The following is a 24,650-nucleotide window of genomic DNA, read 5'->3' as shown; positions in this document are numbered from 1 at the left end:
CCGCGGCCGATTCGCAAGAAGCTGTCAGCAGCCGAACCGCCGGCCCAAGGACCGGCGGCTGGCCCGTTTTTCAAAGCGCGGCGCGCTTGTCGGTCCGTGCGACGCGGGCGAGCAGATAATCGACCTCTGCCCTGGCGGTCGCGCTGATCGCGGAGCCGGGCTTGCGCTGGGCGTCGCTCTTGAGGATGCCGCGCTTCATCAGCGTGTATTTGCGCACGGCCAGGCCCACGCCCTGCTGCTGCTCGTAGCGCATCAGCGGCAGATGCGCGTCGAAGATGTCATGCGCCTCGTCGCGCTTGCCGGCCTGCTGCAGCTTGACGACGTCGATCAGCAGCTCGGGGAAGGCGTAGCCGGTCATCGCGCCATCGGCGCCGCGCTCCATCTCGAAATCGAGGAAGAGGCCGCCATTGCCGGTGAGGATCGAGATCGGGCGCAGGCTGCCGTCGCCTTGGAACTTGCGGAGCGCCGAGATCTTTTCCAGCCCCGGCCAGTCCTCGTGCTTGAGCATGACGCAGGAGGGGTTGTCGGTGACGATCTTGCGGATGACCGCCGGCGTCATCACCACCGACAGCGTCAGCGGGTAATCCTGGATGACGAAGGGGATGTCGGCGCCGATCGCCTCGACCGCCTGGGCGTAATAGCCGGTGATCTGGTCGTCGGTGCGCAGCGAAGGCGGCGGCGCGATCATGACGGCCGCCGCGCCCAGCTCCATCGACTGGCGGGCGAGGCTGCGCATGGCGGCAAAGCCCGGTGCCGAGACGCCGACGATCACGGGCTTGCCCGGCATGCCGGCCACCGCCGTCTTGACAATGCGAAGCGATTCCTCCGGCTCCAGCTTGGGCGCCTCGCCCATGATGCCGAGCACGGTCGTGCCGTCAGAGCCGATCTCGTCATAGAAGGCGAAAAGCTTCTCGGTGGAGGCCCAGTCGACCGAGCCGTCGGGGTTGAACGCGGTCGGCGCGATCGGGAAGACGCCATTGGCGTCGGCGGTGAGGGTCATGGTCGGGGACTTTCGGCTGGGGTGGTTTTTTCGACATTGACGTCAACGACGCCCTCCCCGCCATCCCGGACGCAGCGAAGCGGATATCCGAAGTAACGGGGGAGGTTCATGCGCTTCAGATGATCCGCGTGCGGACGGTGCCGACGCCGGCAATCTCGCCTTCGAGCACATCGCCGCTGACGACGGCGGCGACGCCCTCGGGCGTGCCGGTGAAGATCAGGTCGCCCGGGGCGAGTTCGACCAGGCCGGAGAGATAGGAAATGGTCTCCGGCACGTTCCAGATCTGCTTGGCGAGATCGGAATTCTGGCGCGGCACGCCGTTGACGACGAGTTCGATCTTGCCCGCAGCCGGGTGGCCGATCTGGCTGGCGGGCGCGATCTCGCCGACGGGGCCCGAACAATCGAAGCCCTTGCCCATGTCCCAGGGCTTGCCGCCCTTCTTGGCGGCGGCCTGCAGATCGCGGCGGGTCATGTCGAGGCCGGCGGCATAACCGTAGACGTGGGCGAGCGCGTCGGCCTCGGCGATGTCCTTGCCGCCTGTGCCGATCGCAACGACCAGCTCCATCTCGTGATGAAGGTCGGCGGTCTTGGGCGGATAGGGCATGTCGGCGCCGTTGATCAGCAGAGCATCGGCGGGCTTGGTGAAGAAGAACGGCTCCTCGCGGTCGGGATCGCCGCCCATTTCGCGGGTGTGTTCGGCATAGTTGCGGCCGACGCAGAAGACGCGGCGGACCGGGAACATCCCGCCGCCGGCTACCGGCACCGCCGTGATGGCGGGCGGGTCGATCACGTAATGGGTCATGGCGAAAGCTCTCCTGCGGGAATTTCGCCGTCGTTCATGCGGGAGGCCAAGCCGGCGAGCAAGACCCCAACCCGCGCGCGGCGTTGCTCCTGCGGCATGCCACCGCGGCAGCTCGCAGGCTCGTTGTGCGGCGCGTCATTGCAACCTGAGCGAAATGCCCCATACAGTAGGGCCGGTCGGCATAAGCCGACCTGAACAGAGACTGAAGGAACAGCACGTGAGCACGGGTACCGTGAAGTGGTTCAACGAGACCAAGGGCTATGGATTCATCACGCCGGACCAGGGCGGCCAGGATGTGTTCGTGCATATCAGCGCTGTCGAGCGCTCGGGCATGCGCGGCCTGAACGAAGGCCAGAAGATCAGCTATGATCTCGAAGCCGATCGCAAGACCGGCAAGTCCTCGGCGGTCAATCTCAAGACGGCCTGATCCGACACCTAGACGGGAGGCCGATCGGCGGCGTCGCTTCCCGAGCCAATGCGAATCTCTATCGATCTATCCGGACTGAAGACGATTCCCGGCATGCCCGTCGCCCAGATGGCGGCGGTCGAGGGCCCGAGAGCTCCCCGCTCGACCGGGCCCCGCACCCAACCGGCCCGACAGCGGCCGAGATCGCTGGCGCAGCGTCGCTAGCTCCGCTTGGCGGCTGGGCGAAACAATCGCCCCTTTTCCGCGATCAGCACGATCGCCAGCGCGACCACTCCACAGAACGCGAAGCCCAGCGTCAGCGGCACGACCGTGCCGTCGAAATGCTGGCCGATATAGAAGCCCAGAAGCGCGCCGCCGATCGTGGTGACGAACCCCTGGACCGAGGAGGCCGTCCCGGCGACATGGCCGAGCGGGTCCATCGCCATGGCGCCGAAATTGGGCGCGACCAGCCCGAAGCAGAACATCGCGGCAGCCTGGAAGGCGGCGAAGCTCCAGAGCGATTCGTAGCCCCACCAGGCGACGAGGGCGTGGGCACCGGTCAGGCCGATATAGGCCAGCAGCGCACCATGGGAGACACGGCGCATGCCGAGGCGCCCGACGATGCGCGCATTGAGCAGCGAGGCCGCCGCCATGAACATCGCGATCAGCGCGAAGATCGTCGTGAACCATTCCGGCGCGTGGAAGACGTCGACGAAGACCTGCTGCGCCGAGTTGATGAAGCCGAAGAGGCCGCCGAGCACGAAGGCCATCGCCAGCATGTAGCCGACGGCGAGCCGCGTCGTCAGCGTGGTGCGGAAGGCCGCGACCACCGTCGCGAGCTCGATCGGCCTGCGGTCCTCGGGGCTTTGCGTCTCGCGCAGGCTCAGCACGACCCAAAGCATCACCAGCGCGCCGAAGATCGTCAGCACGCCGAAGATCCAGCGCCAGGGCGCGACCCAGAGGATCGCCTGGCCGATCGAGGGCGCAAGGATGGGCACCGCGAGAAAGACGATCATCGCCAGCGACATGACGCGCGCCATGTCGCGGCCGGAGTAGCAATCGCGCACGATCGAAACGACCAGCACGCGGCTCGCCGCCGCGCCGACGCCCTGCAGGACTCGCGCTGCCATCATGGCTTCGAAGGAGCCGGCAAAGGCCGCAGCGACGCTGGCGGCGACATAGACCGTAAGCCCGAACAGCAGCACGGGCCTGCGCCCGTAACGATCCGACAGCGTGCCATAGACGATCTGCGCGCCACCGAAGCCGAGCAGATAGGATGTGATGATCCATTGCCGCTCATTGGCCTCGACGAGACCGAGCGCTTCAGCCATCTGCGGCAAGGCGGGCAGCATCGAATCGATCGCGAGCGCATTGGCCGCCATCAACGCGGCCATCAGCGTGACGAAGGACCGGAAGCGCATGCCGTGGCGGGGCCCGGCCGGGTTTGAAGCGTCGGTCATGGCGGCCTGTTTGCGGGCGCGCCCGCCCGTAACGGCGGAAGCGAATGGTCGTGCTGCCCCTGGCGAGCCGTCTAGACCCTCGTAAAACGCGTGACAACCCGGTCCGACAACGGTTCGGCATGCGCAGCGCGGGAAACGGGCCGGTCGGCAAGGCTCAGGCAAGCTCCACGGGGCATCGATGGTGATCGCCGCTTCGTCAGCCCCAAGCGAACCTGCTATCGTTACGGGTGGGTGGGGAGCGGGAATTCGGATGGTCGAGACGGGAGCGACGCGGCAGGTGGCGATGGTGCAGGGCCTGCTGACGATCGAAGGCGTGCCCGAACGGTTCGTGCAGGGCTTCGGGCGCCGCCTGCGGCTCAGCGCCGGCGATCTGCGCCATGTCGCCGGCGTCGCCAGTCGCGATGGACGGCTCGACGATGCGACGCGCATTCTCGGCCGGGCAAGGCTGGTGGGGGATCGCCTGCAGCGGGCGGGTTTTGCAGGAGAGGCCGGTCAAATCGGCCTGACGCTGCGGTCCCTCGCCCCGAGCGAGGACGGGCGCATTCTGATGCTGCTGGGTTTCCGCGACGATGACGCGGATGGCGGCGGCTTCTTCTGCGATATCTTCGCGCCACCACCCGTGTTCGAGGCCCTCAGCGACGCCGTTCATGCGGGCACGGCGCAGGCACTCTCGGTGTCGGCGGCCACGAGCCTGTGGGTGCGCGAGAGCCAGCGTGACGCTGTGCCGGACCTGCCGGTCGACTGGCATCTGGGGCTGGAGCCCAACGGCCGCGACAGCACGCCGGCGCGCGGGCGGGTCGAGACGCTGGAATGGCATCTGGCGCCCGCGCCGAGCCCCGAACCCGGCGCCCCGGCAGAGGACGAGCCGCACGAGACGACGGCCGATCAACTCTCCGCGCTCAACTGGAGCCTCAAGCAGATCGCGCTGGTGCTGACCTTCCTGCTGATCGTCGTGGCGCTGAAATGAGGGCGGCGGTTCAGCGCTCGTGGCGCCTGATGCGCCGGACCATTTCGTTGAGCGCCAGCAGCACGAGCGCCAGGATGAAGGGCAGGATGTAGTAGACGATCCGGAAGATCAGCAGGGCGCCGAGCACGGGTTCGAAGGGCAGCCGGCTCAGCGCGACCAGCATCGTCGCCTCGAAGACGCCGAGCCCGCCGGGCGCATGGCTGGCAATGCCGATCAGGCAGGCGAAGACATAGACGGCGAGGAAGCTCGGATAATCGATGCCGTGGCCGCCGGGCAGCAGCACGAACAGCACGGCCGCCGCCGCGCAGACCTCGGCCGCGCCGAGGAACATCTGGCCCAGCGTGATGCCGAGGCCGGGCAGGGGCAGGTTCCAGCCGCGGACGCGGATCGTGCGATCGCCGCTGGCGATCCAGACGAGGTAGCCGAGCGTGCCGACCGCGACCGCCGCGCCGACCGCCTGCACCACCAGGGGCGAGGTCCGCGCCAGGACCGCGACCGAGGGCGTGGCATAGAGCAGGCTGACGCAGAGGATGGCGCCGAGCCCGAGCCAGAAGGTCAGCCCGGCGATGACGGTCAGGCTCGCAACCTCGGAGGCGCGCACGCCCTTGGGCGAATAGATCCAGTAGCGCACGGTGCCACCGGTGACGATCGGAAAGCCCAGCGTGAAGGAGACCGAATAGCTGGTGAAGGAGGCTAGCGCGGTGGTGCGATAGGGGATCGAGAGCCCCAGCCGTTTCAGCGCCAGCGCGTCATAGCCGGTCAGCAGCAGATAGCTCAGCGCGGTGAAGGCGCAGGCCAGGCCGAGCTGGCGCAGGCTGGCATTGGCGAAGGCGTTGGCGAGTTCGCCGGGCTCGATCTCCTGGACGATGTACCAGAGCACCACCAGCGAGGCGCCGAAGATCACGACGCTGGCAAGCGGCCCCAGCCACCACCAGCGACTGCGCTTGCGCGGAAGCATTCCGGGCTCTGGCTCGCCAAAGGACATACGCACTCATGGTCGGTTTCGCGCCGGAGGCGAGAGCCAGAGGCGCCGATTGCGGGCATGAGGCGCGGGCGGCCCCGGCGGGACACATAACGCCTGCGCGCCAATCCACAAGGCGGCCCGGCGCGACGAAACGGCTCCGCAGCCTCGCGTCCGTCCGGGATCAGACCGTTTTCCTGAACACGCGCAGGGTCTTGTAGGTCGCGACCTCCTCGACAGGCGCCGTCTTCGCCCAATCGGCGATGATGGGCTCGGCGGTCGCATAGGCAAACGAGCCCGTATAGAACAGCAGGTAGCCGCCGGCATCGGTCTGGCTCGTGAACAGGTCGATCACCTCGCGGTCGGTGAGCGCGCCATAGGCGTCGTTCGCCTCCGTCCTGAACTCGCAGGCGTGGAACAGAGTGACGATGTCGAAACGCGGCAAAAGCCTGGCGTTGCTGGTGTAGATGTCGCCGAAATAGGCGCTGTAGGTCTTGCTGATTGTCGGGTTGCCGGTCGCGAGCTTGACGAAGGCGTCGTATTCCTTGGGCGAGGCGGTGATGCTCAGCACCGTGCAGTCGAGTTCGGGCTCGGCGCAGCGGATGCCGACATAATGGTGGCCGCCGCTGCCGAAATGATAGATGCGCTGGCCCGACAGGCCCTCCTCCTCCAGCCATTCGACGAAATGCACGTCGCAGGGGCACTGCTCGACGCGCAGACCCCAATAGACGTCCCAGATGTTCATCGCGGCAGCAGTCATCGTAGCAGGCTCCAGAAAAGCGGTGACGGTCATTCGGCGGGTTCGACATGGGCCGGCACGGAGCCGGGCAGCGTGGCGGAATCAGAGGCGGGGTGGCGCTGCGCCATGCGCACGACGCCCCCGGCGCGCTTCAGCAGGAGGCGGTGCGTCGCCGCCTCGGCGAAGCCCGCGCCCTGGCCGAAGGCGATGATGATCGCGTCCGGCCGCGCGGCGCGCAGCTCGCCTAGAAGTTCGAGTGCGGCGTCGGTATCGAAGGCGCTGGTCGCCTCGTCGAGGAGAATGACGTCGGGATGTTCGAGTTCGGCCCGGGCCAGAGCGAGGCGCTGCCGGTCGCCGGTCGCCAGCTCCTTGTCCCAGTCGCGGCTTTCGTCGAGCAGCGGCGCCAGCGCCGACAGGCCGTAGCGGCGCAACGCGCTCTCCAGCTCGTCCTGCGGCAGCGCCCTGCCCGTCTCCAGCACGGCGCGCAGGCTGCCCTCCGACAGGTGCAGCTTCTGCGGGACGGCCGTGACGAAGGCGCCCGATGGAAGCATGATCGCGCCGCGTCCCCAGGGCCAGAGGCCGGCCACCGCCTGGACCAGGGCGGCCTTGCCGAGGCCGAGTTCGCCCGAGACATGCAGCGTCGCGCCCGGCGGCACGGAGCAGGAAATGTCGGCGACGAGCGTGCGTCCGTCGCGGTCGATCAGCGTGACTTCGTCCAGACCAAACAGCCCGTCCCGGCTGGGCGAAATCGTCAGATGCTCGCCCGGCGGCTCGACATCGACCCGCTCCAGCGCGTCGGCGAGCTCGTTGACGCGCCGCGCCGCTGCCAGCCATTCGGCGATGCGCATAAAATTGTCGAGCAGCCAGTTGAAGGCGTTCTGCACCGCCACGAAGGCCGCCGCGACCTGGACGACGCCGCCCAGCGACATCTCGCCGGACAGGTATTTGGGCGCGGCCAGCAGCAGCGGCACGACCGGCACCAGCGCGCCGCTGCCGTTGGTGATCCAGGTCAGCCGGCCGCGCTGGCGGATCATGGCCAGCCAGCGGCCGACCAGGCCGTCATAGGTGTGCGCCACCGCGCGGCGCTCGCCGGCCTCGGTGCGGGCGAGCGCGATGGTCTCGCCATGGTCGCGGATCCGCATCAGCGAGAAGCGCAGCCGCGCCTCGCCTTCGTTGCGCGCTGCGATCAGGCTGGGCAGGCGCCGCCCGACGATGGTGACGAGCAGGGAGACGAGGATCGCGTAGACGATCGCCGCCAGCACGAGATAGGCCGGGATGACGATCGCGGCGTCGCCCGAGCGCAGGGTCAAGGCGCCGCCGATCTGCCAGAGAATCTCGATGAAGGTGATGATGGTGATCACCGCCGAGAGCAGGCCGATGGCGAAGTCCACCACCGGCTCGGTCGCCCAGCGGACATCGTCGGCGATGCGGTATTCGGGGTTGGCCGGCTCGTAGCCCGAGAGGCTGAGCCGGAAGAAGCGGCGCTGCCCCACCCAGGAATCCGCCAGCCTGGCCGTCACCCATTGCCGCCAATGGACCTGGAAGGTCTCGCGCGAAACCAGGATCACGACGCCGAGCCCGGCCACGATCAGCACCAGCACGGGGAAGACCGCCATCGCGATCATCGCGCTTTCGCTGTCGCGCTTCTCCAGCGCATCGAAGAACCAGCCGTTCCAGCGATTGACGGTGACGTTGGCGAAAACCGACAGGATGATCGCCGCCGCCAGCAGCAGGGACCAGAACCAGGCGCGACCGGCGCTCGCCCCGCGCCAGAAGCCCCCGGTGAGCTGTCCAAAGCGCAGCGCGACCTGCCGATCGCTCGGCGCAGCCATCATCGCTCCCGGCGTCTGCCTGTGCGCCTGCACGAACCCCGTCATCCCCCAGCCACCGATGCCCGGTGTCGGTGACAGGCTGGAGGGCGCCGAATGAACTCAGAATGAACGGACGGTCGGAACGATCCGCCGGTCACCCGGGCGTCAGCCGCCGATGTTGAAGGCGGCCAGCGCCGCCATGTTGACGATGTCGCTGTCCTTGGCGCCAAGCGGCACGATCTGGACCGGCTTGTCGAGCCCGACGATCAGCGGGCCGATCACGGTCGAGCCACCGAGTTCCTGCAGCATCTTGGTCGAGATCGAGGCCGAGTGGAACGCCGGCATGATCAGCACATTCGCCGGCCCGCTGAGGCGGCAGAACGGATACTGCGCCATCAGATCGCGGTTGAGCGCGACATCGGCAGCCATTTCGCCGTCATACTCGAAATCGACGCGCTGCCCGTCGAGCAGCTTGACTGCCTCGCGCACTTTTTCGGAGCGCTCGCCGGCCGGGTGGCCGAAGGTCGAGAAGGCGAGCATCGCGACCTTCGGCTCGTAGCCCAGGCGCCGTGCGACGCCGGCGGCCTCGATCGCGATCTCGGACAACTCCTTCGCCGTCGGCATCTCGGTGATGGCTGTGTCGGCGACCAGCACCGTGCGCTCGCGCGACAGCACGATCGAGACGCCGATGACGCGATGGCCCGGCTTCTCGTCGATGACGCGGCGGACCTCTTCCAGCGCAATCGAGTAGTTGCGGGTCACGCCCGTCACCATCGCATCCGCATCGCCGAGCGCGACCATGGCGGCCGCGAAATGGTTGCGGTCCTGGTTGATCAGGCGCTGGCAGTCGCGGAAGAGATAGCCCTGACGCTGCAGGCGCTCGTAGAGATACTGGGCATAGGCCGCGTTGCGCTTGGAGAGCCGCGCGTTCTGGACCGAGATGCCCTTGGTCTCGAGGTCGATGCCGAGGAAGGTCGCAGTCTCGTAGACGCGCTCCTCGCGGCCGACCAGGATGGCGTGGCCGAGCCCCTGGTTGACGAAGGAAACCGCGGCACGGATCACCTGCTCCTCCTCGCCCTCGGCGAAGACGACGCGCTTGGGATAGCGCCGGACGCGCTCGAAGATGCGGTTCAGCGTGCCGGCGACAGGGTCGCGCCGCGCCGAGAGCTGCGCCTTGTAGGCGTTCATGTCGACGATCGGCTTGCCGGCGACGCCGGTCTCCATCGCCGCCTTGGCCACGGCGACCGGCACGACCTGGATCAGCCGCGGATCGAAAGGCACCGGGATGATGTAGTCCTTGCCGTAGCGCGGGCGGGAGCCCTGATAGGCGGCGGCGACCTCGTCGGGCACGTCCTCGCGGGCGAGCGAGGCGAGCGCCTCGGCGGCGGCGATCTTCATCTCCATGTTGATGGTCTTGGCGCGGACATCGAGCGCGCCGCGGAAGATGAAGGGGAAGCCCAGGACGTTGTTGACCTGGTTGGGATAGTCCGAGCGCCCCGTCGCCATGATGGCGTCGTCGCGCACGGCATGGACCTCCTCCGGCGTGATCTCCGGATCGGGATTGGCCATGGCGAAGATGATCGGGTTCTTCGCCATCGAGGCGACCATGGCCGGCGTCACGGCGCCCTTCTGCGACAGGCCGAAGAAGGCGTCCGCACCGTCCATCGCCTGCGCCAGCGTGCGCCGGTCCGTGATGGCGGCATGGCCCGACTTCCACTGGTTCATGCCCTCGGTGCGGCCCTGGTAGATCACGCCCTTGGTGTCGCAGAGGATGACGTTGTCGGGCTTGAAGCCCATCGCCTTGAGCAGCTCGGTGCAGGCGATCGAGGCGGCGCCGGCGCCGTTGATGACGAGGCGCGTGGTCTTCACGTCGCGCCCGGTGAGGTCGAGCGCGTTGATCAGGCCGGCGGCGGCGATGATCGCCGTGCCGTGCTGGTCGTCATGGAAGACGGGAATGTCCATCAGCTCGCGCAGGCGCTGCTCGATGATGAAGCATTCCGGCGCCTTGATGTCCTCGAGATTGATGCCGCCGAAGGAGGGGCCGAGATAGCGCACCGCCTCGATGAACTTGTCGGCATCCTCGGTATCGACCTCGAGATCGATCGAATCGACGTCGGCGAAGCGCTTGAACAGAACGGCCTTGCCCTCCATCACCGGCTTGGAGGCGAGCGCGCCGAGATTGCCGAGCCCGAGGATCGCCGTGCCGTTGGAGATCACCGCGACGAGGTTGCCGCGGGCCGTGTAGTCGTAGGATCGGCTGGGATCGGCCGCGATCGCCAGCACCGGTACGGCGACGCCGGGCGAATAGGCCAGCGACAGGTCGCGCTGCGTCGCCATCGGCACCGTCGCGACGATCTCGAGCTTGCCCGGACGGCCCTCCGAGTGGAACAGCAGGGCTTCCTGATCGGTGAAGGTCGGGCGGGTGCGTTTGATCGGCGGCTGGTCGGGCATGGGATTGTTCTTTTTTGTCGGCGTTTCCTGGAGGACGCGGACCATAGGCAAGCGCCAGCGCCCCCACAAGCCGCACGCGTCGATCATCGCTCATGCACAGGCGGGATCGAGCCGCGCCGCGACGGCGCAGATGACGCCGTTCACAGACGCCGGCGGACACCCGCGACGAAGTCGCCGACATACTGGTCGAGCTGGCCGGTCTGCTCCTCGACCGTGCGGGCCGCATCCACGACGAGGCGCGCGGCATCCCCGGTCACCCGGGCCTCGTCACCGACCGCGCCGACATTGCTCGTGACCAGAATCGCGCTGCCGGCGACGGCCTGCGCGTCGGCGGCAATCGTGGAGACGATGTCGGCCTGCCGGTTGACCACGCGGGTGAGCACACCGGAGCTCTCTTCCATGTCGCTCATGGTCTTGTCCATGAACGCAACCGCGCCGGATGCAGTGGCAGCCGCGAGGCGGATTTCCTGCAATGTCGCGGCGATGTCGCGCGTGGCCTTCTGGGTCTGCTCGGCAAGGTTCTTGACCTCGGCGGCGACGACGGCAAAGCCCCGCCCCGCAGCGCCGGCCCGCGCCGCCTCGATGGTCGCATTGAGCGCCAGCAGGTTGGTGCGTGCCGCGATGTCCTCGATGAAGTCGAGCACATCGCTCGCCTTGTCGGCGGCGCTGTTGAGACCCGCGACGTCGCGCTGGGTTTCGCGAACATAGCTTGCCGCCTCATGCGCGGTCTGGTCGGCATGTTCGGTCTGGCGGGTCAATTCGCGGATCGAGGCCTCGATCTCCTCGGCCGCCACGGCGACGCTGCCGATCCGGCTTGAGGCGCTCTCGGCCTCGCGCGTCGCGGCAACGGCACGGCTCGTGGTGTTGTCGGCGCTCTGGGCCATGGCGCTGGCCGCCTGGTACATGCTGCGGGCCGAACGGGCGACGTCCTGCAGCGCCTTTCCGACCGTGACCTCAAGCTGACCTGCAAGTTCGTCGAGCTGGCTGCGTCGTGCGGCCTCGATATCGGCGCGGCGTGTTTCCAGCGTCTGTTCGTCGGTCACGTCGAACAGGATACCGTCCCAGATCAAGGTGCCGTCCGGGAGGCTGCGCAGCGTGGCTTCGCTGCGCAGGGCAACGATCGCGCCGTCCTTGCCGTGATAGCGCAGATGCAGACGCCAGTTGTCCTTCTCGTCGAAGCCGGTCCGGCAGGCCTCCTCGAAACGGACCCGGTCCTCGGGGAGCATCCTGTCGATCCAGACGCGGGCGTCACGCTCGACATCCGCCTGCCGGATTCCCAGCAGATCGCCAAGCTGGAACGAGGCGAAGCGATAGCTGACCGTTCCGTCGGGACGCAGGATGCGCTGATAGAGCGTGCCGGGCACACGCTCCGCCAGCGTTCTGAAGCGATAGGATATTTCACGGCGTTCAGCGTCGATGACGATGATCAGCGCGGCCATCGTGGCGCCCAGCACGTTGACGACCAGGGTCGAGGGCAAGGCCTGGGACAGCATCTGCCAGATCAGGTCCCAGCTGGGCAGGAAGAGCAGAGGCGGCAGCAGGACGACGCCGGCGGCCAGCGCCACTAGCGGAACATCCTGTCTGGACGCCGTGCGTTCGCTTATGGGCTTGCGCAGGAAGATGCCCAGTCCCAGCGCAGCGCTGAGCAGGATGCCCGCGATACCCATGGCCATCCCGCTGCCGCCATTGGCATAGCGCGCGATCCCGAGACCACCCGACACGACCACGGCGGCCACCGGCCCCCCGAAGGCCGCCGCCAGCAGGGACGCGACGTTGCGTGAACTCACTGTGACGCCGGGTTCGAGCATAAAGGGATTGGCCATGCTCAGCAGCCCCGCCCCGGTGAACAGCAGGCCGACCGTCAATCGGTATGCGACGGCGTGGCGTTCGAGCAGGGGCGTCACCACGGTGACCGCGAGCGCCGCCAGCAGGATGAAGGAGAGGCTCTCGATGAGAGCGACGATCAGCAGCATCGGGAAAATGTCCGGGTAACGATACCCTAACCATCGGCGCGATTGCTGAACGGTCTCCTAACGACGCCCCATTGGCACGGGCTGGCTCAGAGGCGGCGGCGCAGACTGCCGACGAACTCGCCGACATAGCGATCGAGCGAAACCGTCTGCTCGTCGACCCTGCGGGCGACATCGAGGACCCGTTCAGCCGCACTGCCGGTCACGGAAACCTCGTCGGCCACCGATCCGACGCTGGCGGTGACGGCGCTCGTGCTGCCGGCGACGGCCTGCGCATCCACGGTGATCGTCGAGGCGATGTCGGCCTGGCGGCTGACGACCCCCGCGATGGCCCCCGACGTCTGCTCGATCGTCGTCATCGTGCCCTCGATGTGAGCGACTGCGTCGGACGCCGTCGCGGCTGCGCCACGGATGTCCTGCAATGTCGTCGCGATGTCGCGCGTCGCCTTCTGGGTCTGTTCGGCGAGATTCTTGACCTCGCCGGCCACCACCGCAAAGCCGCGTCCGGCGGCTCCGGCGCGCGCCGCCTCGATCGTGGCATTCAGCGCCAGCAGATTGGTACGCGATGCGATGTCCTCGATGAAATCGAGGACGGAGCTGACCTTGTCGGCGGCTTCGCCCAGTCCGGCGACGTCGCGGCGGGTGGTGCGGACGTAGCTCGCCGCCGCGCGCACGGTCTGGTCGGCATGTGCGGTCTGGCGGGTCAGTTCGCGGATCGACGCCTCGATTTCCTCGGCCGCGACCGCGACGCTGCCGACGCGACGCGAGGCTACGTCGGCTTCGCGCGTGACCTCGCCGGCGCGCAGCGCCGTGTTGTGGGCGCTGCCGGCCATCGCGTTGGCGGCCTCATGCATATCGCGAACGGAGGTCGCGACCTCCTGCAAGGCCTTGCCGACGGTCACCTCGAGCTGCGTGGCAAGATCCTCGAGCGCGAGCTTGCGATCGTCGTCGAGCGCCTGCTGCCGCTCGGCAAGGGTGCGCTCCGCGGTGACATCCGTCATGATGCCATCCCAGCAGATCGAGCCATCCGTCAACCGACGCGGTGCGGCATCCGTCCGCAGCCAGACGAGGGAGCCGTCATCGCGCCGGTGCCGGGCTTCGAAGCGCCAGGGCTTCAGGGTCCGCTCGGCGGCGGCCTTGGCATTGGCCTTGGCCAGAAACTCACGGTCTTCCGGCAGCATCCAGCGCAGCCAGCTCTCCGGATCGCGCTCGACCTCCTCACGCGTGACGTCGAGAAACTCCTCGATCCGGGAATTGGCCAGCTTGTGGTGGATCGTGCCGTCGGGCTTGAGGATCTTCTGGTAGAGGACGCCTGGCATGTTGGCGGTGCAGGCTTCCAGCCGCAGCATCGCCTCAACCCGCTCGTGATCACTCTTGATGATGAACCCGATCAATAGCGAGCCCAGGACATTGACGGCGGTCGCGGACGGGCCGGAAATGGCCACGATCAGATCCCAGGCCCTGGGAAACGGGACATAGGCCACAATCATGGCGACCGGCATCCAGGCGGCGACGAGGCTCAAGCCGACGAAACCGCCGATCGTCAGGACTCGCCCCGAGCGCCGGAGCCAAATCGACACGGCGACCCCGATGGCCGAGCACAGGACGAGGCCGACGACCCCGGCTTCCGCCCCAGCGCCACCGATGTAGATCCTGACGGCGGCCATGCCCGCAGCGGAGACGACCGCTGCGACGGGACCGCCCAGAGGGCCCGCGAAAACGGCGGCAAAATTGCGGAAGTCGAGCAGAATGCCGGGCTGCACGATGATCGGATCGAACATGCTGGCAGAACCGCCGGCGGCGAACACCAACCCGATGACGATCTGGCGAAGCGTGTGATGTTCACCCAGGCGCTGCGTCGCCAGCGGGACAAGCACCGCAGCGACGATCAGGTAACCGAGACCTCTGGTCAATTCCAGTAGCATATGGCCTTGCCTGCTGCGGCTGAAGACGGCGTCTCCCTGATCTACTTCGATTGCTGCTAACGAATCCTGAACCTTGTTGCAGTCTGGGATCGGTTGGCCGCATCCACATCAAAAAGCCCATAGGACCCACGGGCACAGGCGCAATGGTTTCCAAGGCGGCCTCAAAACGCTAGCGTTTTGGGACGATGCAAACAGCCAGCCCCGCTCTCCCCGATCAGGCCGATCAACCCGTCACAGCCGTGGCCGCCCGTGAGGAAACGGCCCGCGTCACGCCGATGATGGCGCAATATGTCGAGATCAAAGCCGCCAATCCCGATTGCCTGCTGTTCTACAGGATGGGCGATTTCTACGAGTTGTTCTTCGCGGATGCCGAGATCGCCTCGCGCACGCTGGGAATCGTGCTGACCAAACGCGGCAGGCACCAGGGCGACGACATCCCGATGTGCGGCGTGCCGGTGGATCGCGCCGACGACTATCTCCAGAGGCTGATCGCGGCGGGCCACCGCGTCGCGGTCTGCGAGCAGATCGAGGACCCCGCCGAGGCGAAGAAGCGCGGGCCGAAATCCGTGGTGCGGCGCGACGTGGTGCGTCTGGTCACGCCAGGCACCATCACCGAGGAGCGCCTGCTCGAACCCGGCCGCGCCAGCCTGCTGGTCGCCGTGTCCAGGCGAAAGCTCGGCGATGCGAGCGCGCTCTACGGCATCGCCGCGATCGACATCTCGACCGGGCGCTTCAGCGTGATGGAGGCGCCCCAGGAGCGGCTCGCGATCGAGTTCGCCCGGCTTGAACCGCGCGAGATCGTCTGCCCCGATGCGATTCATGACGATCCGGAGCTGAAGGCGTTCTGGCGCGAGGTGGGCGTGCCGGTGACGCCGCTGGCGCGCGAGGGGCTGGATGCGGCCTCCGCCGAGCGCCGGCTGCAGGCGTTCTTCGGCGTCGCCACGCTCGACGCCTTCGGCAGCTTCAGCCGGGCCGAGGTCGCCGCGGCCGGCGCCGCGCTCGCCTATGTCGAGCGCACGCAGTTCGGCGCCCGCCCGCCGCTGTCGCCACCGGTGCGCGATGCCGGCTCCGACACGATGCTGATCGATGCCGCGACCCGGGCCAATCTCGAGTTGACGCGGACCTTGGCGGGCGAGCGCGGCGGCAGCCTTCTGGCGGCGATCGACCGCACGGTGACGCCGGGCGGGGCGCGGCTGCTGGCGGAACGCCTGGCGGGCCCGCTCACCGATCCGCAGGCGATCGCGCAGCGCCATGACGCCGTCGAGGCGCTGGTCGCCGACGGCGCGCTGCGCGAAGACCTGCAGGCCATGCTCGCCAAGGTGCCCGATATCGCGCGGGCGCTGGCACGGCTCTCGCTCGACCGCGGCGGGCCGCGCGACCTCGCGGCGCTGGGCGCAGGCCTCACTGCCGCCCGCGCCATCGTCGCTATGCTGCTGGGCCGGGCTGCATTGCCCGCCGAGCTCGCCAAAGCCTCGCGCGCCCTGTCCGAGATCGACCCCGACCTGCCGACCCGGCTCGAGGCAACGCTCGCCGACGAATTGCCGCTCAACCGGCGCGACGGGCGCTTCGTGCGCGAGGGCCACGATCCCGCGCTCGACGAGTTGCGGCTGCTCCAGGTCGATTCGCGCAAGGTGATCGCGCAGTTGCAGGCGCGCTACGCCGCCGAGACCGGCTGCCGCACGCTGCGGATCAAGCACAATTCGATGCTGGGCTATTTCGTCGAGGTGCCCCAGGCCATCGGCGAGGATTTCCTGAAGGAGCCCTGGCGGGCGGTCTTCGTGCATCGCCAGACGATGTCGGACGCGATGCGCTTCTCCTCCGTCGAGCTCGGCGGGCTTGAGGCGAAGATCGCGTCGGCCGCCGACCGCGCGCTCAAGCTCGAGCTTGGCATCTTCGCCGCCCTGAGCGAGGCCGTGCTGGCCCATGGCGAGCCGATCAAGCGGGCTGCGGCCGCGCTTGCCGAGATCGATGTCGCGGCGGGGCTGGCCGAACTCGCCGCACGCGAGGGCTGGTGCCGACCGCTGATAGACGCCAGCGAGGCCTTCACCATCCAGGCGGGCCGCCACCCCGTCGTCGAGGCGGCGTTGAAGCGCGACGGCAAGCCCTTCGTCGCCAACGAGACCGAGCTTTCGCCGCCCGATCCCGCCGCGAAGGGCGGCCGCATCTGCCTGATCACCGGCCCCAACATGGCCGGTAAATCGACCTTCCTGCGCCAGAACGCGCTGATCGCGGTGCTCGCACAGATGGGCGCCTTCGTGCCGGCGGCGAGCGCCCATATCGGCATTGTCGACCGGCTGTTCTCGCGCGTCGGCGCCGCCGACGATCTGGCGCGGGGCCGCTCGACCTTCATGGTCGAGATGGTCGAGACCGCCGCGATCCTCAACCAGGCCGGCCCGCGCGCGCTCGTCATCCTCGACGAGATCGGGCGGGGAACCGCGACCTTCGACGGCCTCTCGATCGCCTGGGCGGCGATCGAGCATCTGCACGAGGTCAATCGCTGCCGGGGGCTGTTTGCGACGCATTATCACGAGCTGACCGCGCTCGGCGACCGGCTGGCGCGCGTCAGCAACGCGACCGTGCGCGTCACCGAATGGAACGGCGAGGTCATCTTCCTGCATGAGGTCGTGCCGGGCGCCGCGGACCGATCCTACGGCATCCAGGTCGCCAAGCTCGCCGGGCTGCCTCCGGCCGTGGTCGAGCGAGCGCGGGCGATCCTGAGCGAGTTGGAGAAGAGCGAGCGCGAGAAGCCCGCCGCCTCGCTCGTCGACGATCTGCCGCTGTTTGCCGCCCCGCAACGGCGGGCAGCGCCGGCACCGGCCCAGCCGGCCGAAGATCCGCTGCGGCTGGCGCTGGGCGGACTCGATCTCGACGAGATGACGCCGCGCGAGGCGCTGGAGGCGCTTTATCGGCTGAAGGGGCTGGGTTAGCCGATCCGCCGGATGCTCGTGATCGCGCCGAAGCTCTTGGCCTGGATGCGATCGCGGGCGGTGCGCAGCGGCTCACTCATCACGGTCATTGAATAGGCGGTGGCGTGGAGCAGGGTGTCCGGGTCGGTGAGGATGCCGACATGGCCTTTCCAGAAGACGAGATCGCCGCGCTGCAGGCCGCGCAGGCTGTCGTCAAAGGTCACGGGCTGGCCGATCGCCTTCTCCAGCATGTCGGAATCGCGTGGCGAGGCGATTCCGGCCGCCGCCAAAGCGAGCTGCGTCAGGCCGGAACAGTCAAGGCCGAGGCTGGTCTTGCCGCCCCAGAGATAGGGCACGTTCAGGAACTGCTCGGCGACGCCGACGAAATCGGGCGCGGGCGTCGCCAACGACGCTACATGGCCGGCGAAGACGTAGCCGGTGGCATAGCGGCCGAACTCCGACAGGGTGGCGAACTCGCCGGACTCGCCCGTCACCGTCACGCCCGCCCCCAGCGAGAGTGCCGCCAAGGGCGGCAGCTTCATCGAGGGGCCGGGATAGACGAAGGTCCGCAGGGCGCTGACCCGGTGGGTCGGAGCAAGGGAATCGGCACGCAGGGCGTCGTCGGGAACATAGCCGACATAGCCGTCCGAACGGAGCTGGACCCAGGCCCAGCCCTCGAACCGCTCATAGACGTCGACCGCCTCGCCGCAGAGCGCCTCGGTATCGAGCGGCGCATCGGGGCGCGGCTCGCGACGCACGGGCGCAAAAGGGGCGGCGACCCGCATCGCAACGGGATCGACAAAGGCGCGCGCCTCGACGAGGCCTTCCAGATGGCGGGCCGCCAGATCGGGGCGAGACGGCGTGAGCCGGCGGTCGAGCGTCGTGTTCATGTGTCGGGGATCCATCTCAGGGGCGGCGCGCCACCAGCGCCGCTCCGTCCTTGCCGTTGAGGACGAGGGCGCCGTCGCGGCGAATGTCGAAGCTGCGGACGCCTTCAAGCCGGCGCAGCAGAACCTGCTCCTGCGCCATGACCGCAGGGTCGCAGGCCATCATCGTCGCCGCGGCGGGACCCAGCGTGAGACCTTCACCGGTCAGCGTGTAGGATGTCCGGAAGCGGTTGCACGACCCGTCGCCGGCAAGCCCGCCATCGGCGAGAAACTCCAGTGTCGGCCGGGTCTTGCCGAGCACGCGCCGACCGGCCACGTGCGTGATGCGCCATGCGCCAACAGTGAGAAGATCACGCGGTTCGCCGCCACAGCCCCGCAGGACCGGCTGACGTTGCAGGATCGCGACGGTGTCGGGATGCGGCATCCCGCTCATCGTGTCGCGGCAGAGACGGCGCTCGATCGCGATCCTGGCCGGGCGCCCTTCGAAAACGACGTCGTAGCGCGCGCGTCCGCCGTTCCTTCGCGCCCTTGGCGTTGGCGCCTGCAAACGTTCGCCGCTCGCCATCTCCAGGGCGATGATGTCCTGCGTGATGGACAGTCGCCAGCCCGGCTCCTGACCGCGCGCGGTATAGGGCGGGGCGCCGAGCGGGGCCGCCAGTGCACCCTGGCTCAGGACGAGAGCGAGGAAACCGGCGAATGGGCCGAGGCGGCGTGTCCAGACCATGATGATTCCCCGACGCAGGTGGCGAGCATAAGCGCAACGCCCCCCTTCCGTCACCCGAGCCCGTTCAGCCGCCGCCGATCTCCCGGGCGCGCTCGACCACGAGATCCGCCAGTCGCTCCACCGCGAGCGCACCGGCGACCGTGCGCTGGATCACGACGTTGCGGCGGTCGAACTCGTCGCGCTTGCGCGTCACGAGGCCGAGCTTGCCCATGCTGTCCAGAGCCCGGGTGATGACCGGCTTGGTGACGCCCAGTTGCGCCGCCAGACCGCGCACCGTGTGCGGCGGCAGCTCCAGATAGATCGTCAGCAGGATGGCGGTCTGGCGCGCCGACAGGTCGGACTGCCCGTCCCGCACGAGATCGAGATGGACCTGGCGCCATAATCTGAGCGCCTGAGAGGGCCTGATCTCCAGAGGCATGAGCGCGTGCGGTCCCGATCGTTACGGGTCCGTATCATTATCGCGCGGCCCGGCCGGCGCAATCGCCTTCTCGCGACAGCCTTAACCGAGCGGGTAGAGCTGCCTGACCAGCGCATAGGTCAGCCGCGCCGCCTGGCATTCGCCACCTTCCGGCCGTCCGGGCTTCGGGGAGGGGTTCCAGGCATAGATGTCGAAATGGGCGTAGGAATCGGTCTTCTCGACGAAGCGGTTGAGGAAGAGCGCCGCCGTCACGGAACCGGCGAAGCTGCCGCCCGAGACATGGTTGAGATCGGCGATGCGGGAATCGAGCATCCGCTCGTAAGGCGACCAGAGCGGCATGCGCCAGACGGGGTCGTTGACCGCCTGCCCGAGCCGCATGATCTCGGAGGCGAGCCCGTCGTCATGGGTGTAGAAGGGCGGCAGCTCCGGCCCCAGCGCGGTCCGGGCGGCGCCGGTCAGGGTGGCGTAGTCGATCAGGAGTTCGGGCGCCTCCTCATCGGCCAGCGCCAGGGCGTCGGCCAGGATCAGGCGCCCCTCCGCATCGGTGTTGCCGATCTCGACGGACAAGCCCTTGCGGCTGAGCAGCACGTCGCCGGGGCGGAAGGACGAACCCGATACCGCGTTCTCGACTGCCGGCACGAGCAGGCGCAGCCGCACCGGCAGCTCCGCCAGCATGATCATGCGTGCCGCGGCGATGGCGGCGGCCGCTCCGCCCATGTCCTTCTTCATCAGCAGCATGCCGGCGGAGGGCTTGAGGTCGAGCCCGCCCGTGTCGAAGGCGACGCCCTTCCCGACCAGCGTGACCTTGGGATGGGCCGGATCGCCCCAGACCAGGTCGATCAGCCGCGGGGCACGCGGCGAGGCGCGGCCGACCGCATGGATCATCGGGAAATTGCGGGCAATGAGGTCGTCGCCGACGATGGCGGTGACCACAGCGCCGGCCTCGTCCCCCAGCGCGCGGATCGCCGCCTCGATCTCGGCGGGCCCCATGTCGTTGGCCGGCGTGTTGACGAGATCGCGGGCGAGCGCGACGGAGCCGGCCATGCGGAGCAGATCCTCGCCGTCCATGCCCTCGGGCAGAACCAGGCGCGCGGTGGCGGGGGCGGGCTTGCGGTAGCGCTCGAAACGATAGCCCTGGAGCAGCCAGCCGAGCGCAGCGAGGTCGGGATCGCCCATCTCGCCGCTCAGCACATAATCGCCGGCCGGCAGCAGGGCCGCCAGCCGCCCCGGCGCGAAGGGGTCGCGCCGGCGCGCATCGGCGCCCTCGACGCCCAGCAGCACGGCGGCGACCGCACCCGACGCGTCGGGCAGGACGACATGCTGCCCGGGCCCGGCTGTAAAGCCCTGCGCCTCGGCGAAGCGGCGCGCTTCCAGCGGTAGACCGGCGAGAACAACCGGCAGACCGGCTTTCGTGACGCAATGGACGGGGATCGCGGCCGGAGACGCTGCAACGAGAAGGCTGTTCACGAGGATCGGATCCCTGATGGGAGAGGCCAGCGGGGGCCGGTTAAGGATGCGTTAGGGTTAACGTTTTATCACCACAGCAACCACATCTGCCAATCGTGGCGAGGCGGCGAGACCCATGTTGTCCAGTCATCTGTCTTCCATGTTCCCGCCGCGCCGTCACCCCCCGGCGCCCCTGCGCCGGCTCTCGCGCCCGGTGCTGGGCCTGGCGATCGGCCTCGCCTCCCTCGCTCTGGCCGGCTGCCAGAGCAGCGGCGGAATCGGCGACGTGACCGGCTCGATCGGCCGCAGCGCCGCGCAGCCGCGGACCGCAGCCGACTGGCACGCCGAGAGCGAACGCTGGAGCAAGCGCTACGAGGCCAACCCGAAGGACCGCGACGCGGCGTTCTACTATGCCCGCGCCCTGCGCGCGCTCGACCAGAACGCCCAGACTCTGGCGATCCTGCAGAGTGCCGTGCTGACCCATTCCAATGACCGCGAACTGCTCGGCGCCTATGGCCGCTCGCTCGCCGACAACGGCCGGCTCAAGGAGGCCGACGACGTGCTCTCGCGGGCGCATTCGCCGGAGCGGCCCGATTGGCGGATCCTTTCGGCCCAAGGCACCGTGGCCGACCAGCTCGGCGAGCATGCCCGGGCGCAGCAGATCTACCAGGCGGCGCTCAAGATCGCGCCCGGCGAGGCGACCGTGCTGTCCAATCTCGGCCTGTCGCTGGCTCTGTCCAAGCAGCTGCCGGAGGCCGAGCGGGTGCTGCGCGAGGCGGTCTCCACCGGCAAGGGCGATGCCCGGGTGCGCCAGAACCTCGTGCTCGTGCTCGGCCTGCAGGGCCGTTTCGCCGAAGCCGAAGCCCTCGCGCGCCAGGACCAGAATCCGGCGGAAGCCGCGGCGACGATCGCCTATCTCAAGCGCAGCGTGAGCCAGACCAACAGCTGGGACATGCTCAAGACGGGCGGCGCCAAGCCCAAGCCCAAGGCCGCGCCAACCCAGGCGCAGGCGCCGTCAGCGACGCCCCAGGGCTAGACGCCGACCTGGGCCCATCGCGGCATCTTGGCCCGCGCCGCGCGCCATGGTCTTTGCGTCAACCTCACGATGGCCGAGCCGGCCGCCCTCACGACCTGTGAGCGTTCGGTCGCCGAGGCATCGGGGCGAGCGCGGCGAAACCCCTAGTCCAGCGCGCTGTCGGTCCTTTTGGTCGAGAGGATGTCGTAGGACAGCTTGATCGCATCGAGCGCCTGGGACCAGCGTTCGGTCGCCAGGCGCGCATAGAGCACGTCGATGACCACCATCTGCGCGATGCGGCTGGAGAGGGCCTCCATCCGGTACTTGGTTTCCTGGGCGGCGGTATACAAAACGACGTCGCAATGCTGCTGCAGCGGCGACTTGCCATAGTTGGTGATGCAGATCGTCCGGGCGCCGGACTGACGCGCGATCCGGGTCGAGGCGATCGTCTCCCGCGTCCGGCCCGAATGGCTGATCGTGATGGTCGCGACACCGGGTCCCGTGAAGGCTGCGCTGACCGCCTGATTGTGCGAATCGGTGACGGATTTCGTCGGGATGCCGAGCCTCAGAAAACGGGAGGCGGCGTCGTCGGCGATCGGCGCGGCGGTGCCGACGCCGAAAAACTCCAGCCGGCTGGCTGCGGCCATGAAGCCCACCGCGCGGTCGACGGCCGCGGGATCGAGCACCTTGAGCGTATCCTCGATCGCCAGAGCATGGCTGGAGCCGATCTTGCGGGCGATCGTGGCGGAATCGTCCGTCGCCACGACATCCTCGTGCAACAGAGACTGACCCGCCGCGATTTCCTGGGCGATCGCGATCTTGAGTTCGGGAAAGCCCTTTCCGATCACCTGCTGGCACAGGCCGATGACACTTCCCTCGCTGACTTCGGCGATGCCCGCCAGCTCGCTGACGGACATCCGGATCACCTTCTCCGGCGCGGTCGTCATGACAGTGGCGATGCGCCTGGCCGCCGGCGGCATCTCGAGCAGGGATGCTTTCAGCCGCGCCAGCACGAAGTCCATCTCTTCCCTTTCCGCAGATGACGGTGTCGCCACCCGTCCAACCCGATACCCCCTTGCAGTCGGAACGCTCCTGGCACCCGAGGGCTCGATCCGGGTGCCGACGATCGAATCACGGACGGATTCGCGGCGCAAACAGAGCTTTATCACCCTGCTCATCTCACAGCCGGTGGTGATGGTCGAGCCGACGAGGCGGCCATGACTATGCGCAACGGGGGGAAATCGTCGAGCCGGCCCTGCGGCCCGCGATCGAACCTTCGGGCAAGCTCAGCCGAGCCGGCCGCCATGGACCGGGAACAGGTGCTCGCCGCGCCGCGTGATGCTCAGCTGCTGCCGAAAGCCGCCGGTGCCTGCCTCGAAGGTCTCGGTCTTGGCGGCGTGATGGCGAATATCGGCCCTCATCAGGCTGGCGCCGCGCATGCTCGCCGGCGCGGCGAGCCCGAGGAGATCGAGGATCGTCGGCGCGATATCGACGATGCCGGAGGGGGCCTGCGTCGCGCCGGGGGCGCCGCCACGCGCGGCGCCGCCCAGGATCAGCACCGTATTGAGCTCATGCCGGTTGAGGCCGCCATGCATGCCGCCGCCGACCGGAACGCCGCCCGTGATCAGGCCGAGGCCCGGCAGGCCGTGAGGGTCGATGCTGGTGTCGGAGCGCAGCACATAGACGAGTTCCGGCTGCCGCGCATGGTCGAGGCCGACGAGCGCGGTCGAGAAGGTGCCGTCGACCGCTCCCTGCACGGGATCGTCCGACGGCGTGAACACCATGCCGATCTCGTCGCGCTGCATGAGCCAGCGCGCGATCTGGTCGCGCCGGTCCATATCGCCGTCGACCATCCGTATTTCGCCCATGTTGCCGCCCGTCACCGTGACGGCGGCGCCGTTGATCGCCCGGGCCGAGGCGCGCGCCGCCTTGTGGCCGGCCTCGCCGAGCAGGCCGGCGATGTCGGCTATAGCCGAGCTGGAAATCTGGCCGTGATCGGAGGCGACGATGATGGCGATGTCGTCGGCGTCCGACCGGGCTTCGATGGCCGCGCGGATGCGCCCGAACGCGGCATCGACTTCCGTAATGATCGCGGTTGTGTCCTGGGAGGCCAGGAACTTGTAGTGAAACGACGTGTCGGGCTCGTTGAACCAGATCAGCGCGACATCCGGGTCCATGCCGCCGAGCACATGCTCGACGAAGACCCGCGTGACGTACTCCGTCTCCTCGAAGCGCGGGAGGGTGCGCGCAGGCAGCGGCCCGAAGCGCTCCACCACCTCGTCGACGGCATGCGGCGTCCGCGTGGCCTCGGAGCCCATGACCGAGAACGTCCAGTGGCCATGGGCGGCCGCGCGCGGATTGATCGCATAGGTCGAACCAGCCGAACCGGAATGGACCACGGCAAAGCTCTTGCCCTGTGCCGCCAACCGGTCGCCAAGCGTTTCCAGAGCGATCAACGGCCCATTGAGGCGCTCTTCGGCGAGAGCGAGGTCGGCAGCCAGCGAGGTGTCGAGCACGAAATCGGGGGAAACCGCGGGGAAATAGAAGCTGTTGCCGACGATGCCATGCAGCGCCGGCGGCGCGCCCGTGGAGATCGAGGAGGTCGCCACCCGCGTCATCGACGGGAACACCGAGCGCGCCTCCCGGAACCAGGCGCCCTCGCCGGCGAAGGCCGCCAGATTGGGCATGCGCTCCGGCGTCACCATGTCGGGCCTCAGCCCGTCGAACACCACCACAACGACCCGTGACGCTTTTTGCATGGT

Annotated in this window: 19 protein-coding genes; 4 read left to right on the top strand and 15 right to left on the bottom strand. The window is 68.4% G+C overall.

Going from position 1 to position 24,650, the window contains the following annotated elements; translation table 11 throughout:
- Nucleotides 1-70: 70 nt before the first annotated feature.
- On the bottom strand, nucleotides 71-1,000 hold the full coding sequence (locus tag Q8S38_RS03715; protein ID WP_305679078.1) for a dihydrodipicolinate synthase family protein: 930 nt from the start codon (nucleotides 998-1,000) through the stop codon (nucleotides 71-73).
- 115 nt (nucleotides 1,001-1,115) lie between these two features.
- Nucleotides 1,116-1,802 carry a fumarylacetoacetate hydrolase family protein gene (locus Q8S38_RS03710; protein ID WP_305679077.1) on the bottom strand — a complete coding sequence of 229 codons (687 nt, stop codon included), beginning with the start codon at nucleotides 1,800-1,802 and terminating at the stop codon, nucleotides 1,116-1,118.
- A 217-nt stretch (nucleotides 1,803-2,019) separates the two neighbouring features.
- On the opposite strand from Q8S38_RS03710, the gene Q8S38_RS03705 reads away from it, so the two are divergent.
- Nucleotides 2,020-2,229 carry a cold-shock protein gene (locus Q8S38_RS03705; protein ID WP_054142513.1) on the top strand — a complete coding sequence of 70 codons (210 nt, stop codon included), beginning with the start codon at nucleotides 2,020-2,022 and terminating at the stop codon, nucleotides 2,227-2,229.
- A gap of 200 nt (nucleotides 2,230-2,429) precedes the next feature.
- On the opposite strand, the gene Q8S38_RS03700 is transcribed toward Q8S38_RS03705, so the two are convergent.
- Nucleotides 2,430-3,668: a multidrug effflux MFS transporter gene (locus tag Q8S38_RS03700; RefSeq protein WP_305679076.1), complete on the bottom strand. Its 1,239-nt coding sequence runs from the start codon at nucleotides 3,666-3,668 to the stop codon at nucleotides 2,430-2,432.
- Nucleotides 3,669-3,918: 250 nt separating this feature from the next.
- On the opposite strand from Q8S38_RS03700, the gene Q8S38_RS03695 reads away from it, so the two are divergent.
- Nucleotides 3,919-4,635 (top strand): hypothetical protein, encoded by a 717-nt coding sequence (locus Q8S38_RS03695; RefSeq protein ID WP_305679075.1) that lies wholly within the window; start codon nucleotides 3,919-3,921, stop codon nucleotides 4,633-4,635.
- Nucleotides 4,636-4,645: 10 nt separating this feature from the next.
- On the opposite strand, the gene Q8S38_RS03690 is transcribed toward Q8S38_RS03695, so the two are convergent.
- The 6 genes from Q8S38_RS03690 to Q8S38_RS03665 all read right to left on the bottom strand — a co-directional run bounded on the left by Q8S38_RS03690 (nucleotide 4,646) and on the right by Q8S38_RS03665 (nucleotide 14,480).
- Nucleotides 4,646-5,593: a lysylphosphatidylglycerol synthase domain-containing protein gene (locus tag Q8S38_RS03690; RefSeq protein ID WP_305679074.1), complete on the bottom strand. Its 948-nt coding sequence runs from the start codon at nucleotides 5,591-5,593 to the stop codon at nucleotides 4,646-4,648.
- Between the two features lie 187 nt (nucleotides 5,594-5,780).
- A complete protein-coding gene (locus Q8S38_RS03685) occupies nucleotides 5,781-6,356 on the bottom strand; it encodes a hypothetical protein (protein ID WP_305679073.1) in 576 nt (191 codons plus the stop codon).
- Between the two features lie 29 nt (nucleotides 6,357-6,385).
- A complete protein-coding gene (locus Q8S38_RS03680; protein ID WP_305679072.1) occupies nucleotides 6,386-8,167 on the bottom strand; it encodes an ABC transporter ATP-binding protein/permease in 1,782 nt (593 codons plus the stop codon).
- 144 nt (nucleotides 8,168-8,311) lie between these two features.
- Nucleotides 8,312-10,597 carry an NADP-dependent malic enzyme gene (locus tag Q8S38_RS03675; RefSeq protein WP_305679071.1) on the bottom strand — a complete coding sequence of 762 codons (2,286 nt, stop codon included), beginning with the start codon at nucleotides 10,595-10,597 and terminating at the stop codon, nucleotides 8,312-8,314.
- Nucleotides 10,598-10,737: 140 nt separating this feature from the next.
- A complete protein-coding gene (locus tag Q8S38_RS03670; protein WP_305679070.1) occupies nucleotides 10,738-12,570 on the bottom strand; it encodes a methyl-accepting chemotaxis protein in 1,833 nt (610 codons plus the stop codon).
- Nucleotides 12,571-12,656: 86 nt separating this feature from the next.
- On the bottom strand, nucleotides 12,657-14,480 hold the full coding sequence (locus Q8S38_RS03665) for a methyl-accepting chemotaxis protein (protein WP_305679069.1): 1,824 nt from the start codon (nucleotides 14,478-14,480) through the stop codon (nucleotides 12,657-12,659).
- A 287-nt stretch (nucleotides 14,481-14,767) separates the two neighbouring features.
- On the opposite strand from Q8S38_RS03665, the gene mutS reads away from it, so the two are divergent.
- Nucleotides 14,768-17,419: a DNA mismatch repair protein MutS gene (gene mutS, locus Q8S38_RS03660; RefSeq protein ID WP_305679366.1), complete on the top strand. Its 2,652-nt coding sequence runs from the start codon at nucleotides 14,768-14,770 to the stop codon at nucleotides 17,417-17,419.
- On the opposite strand, the gene Q8S38_RS03655 is transcribed toward mutS, so the two are convergent.
- The 4 genes from Q8S38_RS03655 to Q8S38_RS03640 form a co-directional block, all read right to left on the bottom strand.
- Nucleotides 17,416-18,288 (bottom strand): C40 family peptidase, encoded by an 873-nt coding sequence (locus tag Q8S38_RS03655; RefSeq protein WP_305679068.1) that lies wholly within the window; start codon nucleotides 18,286-18,288, stop codon nucleotides 17,416-17,418. The two genes, mutS and Q8S38_RS03655, sit on opposite strands and share 4 nt — an antisense overlap.
- Before the next feature lie 16 nt (nucleotides 18,289-18,304).
- A complete protein-coding gene (locus tag Q8S38_RS03650) occupies nucleotides 18,305-19,009 on the bottom strand; it encodes an META domain-containing protein (RefSeq protein WP_305679067.1) in 705 nt (234 codons plus the stop codon).
- 64 nt (nucleotides 19,010-19,073) lie between these two features.
- Nucleotides 19,074-19,427 (bottom strand): MarR family winged helix-turn-helix transcriptional regulator, encoded by a 354-nt coding sequence (locus tag Q8S38_RS03645; RefSeq protein WP_305679066.1) that lies wholly within the window; start codon nucleotides 19,425-19,427, stop codon nucleotides 19,074-19,076.
- 81 nt (nucleotides 19,428-19,508) lie between these two features.
- Complete coding sequence (locus tag Q8S38_RS03640) at nucleotides 19,509-20,894, bottom strand: leucyl aminopeptidase family protein (RefSeq protein ID WP_305679065.1); 1,386 nt, start codon at nucleotides 20,892-20,894, stop codon at nucleotides 19,509-19,511.
- Nucleotides 20,895-21,009: 115 nt separating this feature from the next.
- On the opposite strand from Q8S38_RS03640, the gene Q8S38_RS03635 reads away from it, so the two are divergent.
- Entirely contained in the window at nucleotides 21,010-21,909 is a 900-nt protein-coding gene (locus tag Q8S38_RS03635; protein ID WP_305679064.1) for a tetratricopeptide repeat protein, read from the top strand.
- Nucleotides 21,910-22,052: 143 nt separating this feature from the next.
- Here Q8S38_RS03635 and Q8S38_RS03630 read toward each other — a convergent pair whose 3' ends face one another.
- Nucleotides 22,053-22,910 (bottom strand): MurR/RpiR family transcriptional regulator, encoded by an 858-nt coding sequence (locus Q8S38_RS03630; protein WP_305679063.1) that lies wholly within the window; start codon nucleotides 22,908-22,910, stop codon nucleotides 22,053-22,055.
- A gap of 264 nt (nucleotides 22,911-23,174) precedes the next feature.
- Entirely contained in the window at nucleotides 23,175-24,647 is a 1,473-nt protein-coding gene (locus tag Q8S38_RS03625) for an alkaline phosphatase family protein (protein WP_305679062.1), read from the bottom strand.
- Between the last annotated feature and the right edge of the window lie 3 nt (nucleotides 24,648-24,650).

It is taken from the genome of Allobosea sp. (assembly GCF_030695125.1).
GTDB lineage: Bacteria > Pseudomonadota > Alphaproteobacteria > Rhizobiales > Beijerinckiaceae > Allobosea.
The sequence above is the reverse complement of the archived record's forward strand: the minus strand, read 5'-3'. Positions and strand labels throughout refer to the sequence as shown.

Excerpts from the sequence above, each read along its gene's own strand:
- Q8S38_RS03715 (WP_305679078.1), bottom strand. The coding sequence starts at position 1,000 with ATGACCCTCACCGCCGACGCCAATGGCGTCTTCCCGATCGCGCCGACC.
- Q8S38_RS03710 (WP_305679077.1), bottom strand. The coding sequence starts at position 1,802 with ATGACCCATTACGTGATCGACCCGCCCGCCATCACGGCGGTGCCGGTA.
- Q8S38_RS03700 (WP_305679076.1), bottom strand. The coding sequence starts at position 3,668 with ATGACCGACGCTTCAAACCCGGCCGGGCCCCGCCACGGCATGCGCTTC.
- Q8S38_RS03695 (WP_305679075.1), top strand. The coding sequence starts at position 3,919 with ATGGTCGAGACGGGAGCGACGCGGCAGGTGGCGATGGTGCAGGGCCTG.
- Q8S38_RS03690 (WP_305679074.1), bottom strand. The coding sequence starts at position 5,593 with ATGCTTCCGCGCAAGCGCAGTCGCTGGTGGTGGCTGGGGCCGCTTGCC.
- Q8S38_RS03685 (WP_305679073.1), bottom strand. The coding sequence starts at position 6,356 with ATGACTGCTGCCGCGATGAACATCTGGGACGTCTATTGGGGTCTGCGC.
- Q8S38_RS03680 (WP_305679072.1), bottom strand. The coding sequence starts at position 8,167 with ATGGCTGCGCCGAGCGATCGGCAGGTCGCGCTGCGCTTTGGACAGCTC.
- Q8S38_RS03675 (WP_305679071.1), bottom strand. The coding sequence starts at position 10,597 with ATGCCCGACCAGCCGCCGATCAAACGCACCCGCCCGACCTTCACCGAT.
- Q8S38_RS03670 (WP_305679070.1), bottom strand. The coding sequence starts at position 12,570 with ATGCTGCTGATCGTCGCTCTCATCGAGAGCCTCTCCTTCATCCTGCTG.
- mutS (WP_305679366.1), top strand. The coding sequence starts at position 14,768 with ATGATGGCGCAATATGTCGAGATCAAAGCCGCCAATCCCGATTGCCTG.
- Q8S38_RS03655 (WP_305679068.1), bottom strand. The coding sequence starts at position 18,288 with ATGAACACGACGCTCGACCGCCGGCTCACGCCGTCTCGCCCCGATCTG.
- Q8S38_RS03650 (WP_305679067.1), bottom strand. The coding sequence starts at position 19,009 with ATGGTCTGGACACGCCGCCTCGGCCCATTCGCCGGTTTCCTCGCTCTC.
- Q8S38_RS03645 (WP_305679066.1), bottom strand. The coding sequence starts at position 19,427 with ATGCCTCTGGAGATCAGGCCCTCTCAGGCGCTCAGATTATGGCGCCAG.
- Q8S38_RS03635 (WP_305679064.1), top strand. The coding sequence starts at position 21,010 with ATGTTGTCCAGTCATCTGTCTTCCATGTTCCCGCCGCGCCGTCACCCC.
- Q8S38_RS03630 (WP_305679063.1), bottom strand. The coding sequence starts at position 22,910 with ATGGACTTCGTGCTGGCGCGGCTGAAAGCATCCCTGCTCGAGATGCCG.
- Q8S38_RS03625 (WP_305679062.1), bottom strand. The coding sequence starts at position 24,647 with ATGCAAAAAGCGTCACGGGTCGTTGTGGTGGTGTTCGACGGGCTGAGG.